This is a genomic window from Microbacterium sp. Leaf351 (assembly GCF_001423825.1).
In the GTDB taxonomy this organism is placed as follows: Bacteria; Actinomycetota; Actinomycetes; order Actinomycetales; family Microbacteriaceae; genus Microbacterium; species Microbacterium ginsengisoli.
This window is the reverse complement of sequence record NZ_LMPK01000036.1, coordinates 119,917-121,586: the sequence shown is the minus strand read 5'-3', so window position 1 is coordinate 121,586 and position 1,670 is coordinate 119,917. Positions and strand designations below refer to the sequence as shown.

Genomic DNA, 1,670 nt, shown 5'->3' with positions numbered 1-1,670 from the left:
CCTCGGGGTTCTTCAGCCAGCATCTGCCGGAGTCCGGCACGATCGTCATCGACGGCACGACCTCGTCCATCGGCGGCGTCACCTATGGCCCGATCGCCATGACGAACGCGATCGACGTCATCACCGAACTCGTCGCGGCGCGCACCGCGCGCATGCCGGCGCCGCCGTCCGAGCGGCCTCCGGCGTTCCCGGCGCCCGCGCCGAACGACGCCCTCAGGCAGGATTCGCTGTGGGCCACCGTCAGCGCCTGGCTGCGACCCGGCGATCTCGTCATGGCTGACCAGGGCACCTCGTTCTACGGGATGGGCGCCCACCGACTGCCCGCCGACACCCTGTTCATGGGGCAGCCCCTGTGGGCATCGATCGGCTATACGCTCCCCGGCATCCTGGGCGCGGCGCTCGCCGCTCCGGTGAGGCGTCCTGTGCTCCTCATCGGCGACGGGGCGGCACAGCTCACGATCGGCGAACTCGGCACCCTCGCGCGCCGGCACGTGCCGGCGGTGGTCGTCATCGTCGACAACAGCGGATACACGGTCGAGCGCGCCATCCACGGGCCCGACGCCGACTACAACGACATCGCCGCCTGGGACTGGGTGGGACTCGCCACCGCCCTCGGCGCCACGCGGTCGGTGCGTGTCGACACCGTCGACGGACTTCGCGAGGCACTCGAGATCGCCCGCGCAAACCCGCACGGACTTCATGTCGTGACCGCCTCGGTTCCCCGCGACGACGTGCCGCCCCTCCTCGAGGCCATCGCCGAGGCCGCCGCGCGCGCGAACAGCCGCGCATGAACCGCCCGCGACTGGACCCGCCCGTCCGCCGGGCGCGCCGCCGCAGGCGCTGGGCGCTCGCGGGCGTCTTCGCCCTCACGGCCGCCCTCATCGTCGTTCCGTCGGCCGTCGTGCGCCACGTCGTGCAGCAGCAGGATGCCGCCTCCCTCGCGTCGTTCTACGAGGTACCCGCCGACCTTCCCGCCGGATCTCCCGGGGAGATCATCCGCATGCGCGCGATCCCCGAGGCACCGCAGGGCGCGCAGGCCTGGCGCATCATCTATCACACGCGCGATCTGCAGGGTCGTGACATCGCGGCATCCGCCGTCGTCGTCGAGCCCACCGTGCTCGCCCCGCACGACGGACGCGTCGTCGTCGCCTGGGGGCATCCCACCACCGGTGCCGCACAGAACTGCGCCCCGTCGCTCGCCACCGACCCGTTCGAGCTGATGGAGGGACTCGACACGATGCTCGCGGCCGGGTTCGCGGTCGTCGCTGCCGACTACCCGGGCATGGGTGTCGCCGGAGCGTCGTCCTACCTGCTCGGCGTCCCGGAGTCGAACAGCATGCTCGACGCGGTGCGCGCCGCCCGGCAGCTGCCGTCCTCCGACCTGAGCAACCAGGTGCTGCTCTGGGGCCATTCGCAGGGTGGGCAGGCCTCCCTGTTCGCCGCACAGCGCATCGGCTCGTATGCCCCCGAGCTGCATCTCGTCGCCGTAGCGGTCGCCGCGCCCGCCGCCACCTTGCCGACCCTTCTCGACGACGACATCGGCGATATCTCTGGCGTGAGCATCGCCTCCTACGCGATCCCCGCGATGCAGGCCGCGTACCGCGACGCCTACCCGACCGACGATCTCGGCGCGATCCTCACCTCCGCGGGGGCGGCCGCGACACCGCAGA

At 72.1% G+C, this 1,670-nt stretch carries 2 protein-coding genes; both read left to right on the top strand.

Translation table 11 applies throughout. The features are described from left to right. On the top strand, nt 1–791 hold a 791-nt coding region (locus tag ASG00_RS18525; protein ID WP_235559575.1), incomplete at its 5' end, for a thiamine pyrophosphate-dependent enzyme. Continuing rightward, nucleotides 788–1,670: alpha/beta fold hydrolase (locus ASG00_RS12520; RefSeq protein WP_082483237.1), on the top strand; the 883-nt coding region annotated here is incomplete at its 3' end. The genes ASG00_RS18525 and ASG00_RS12520, both read left to right, overlap by 4 nt.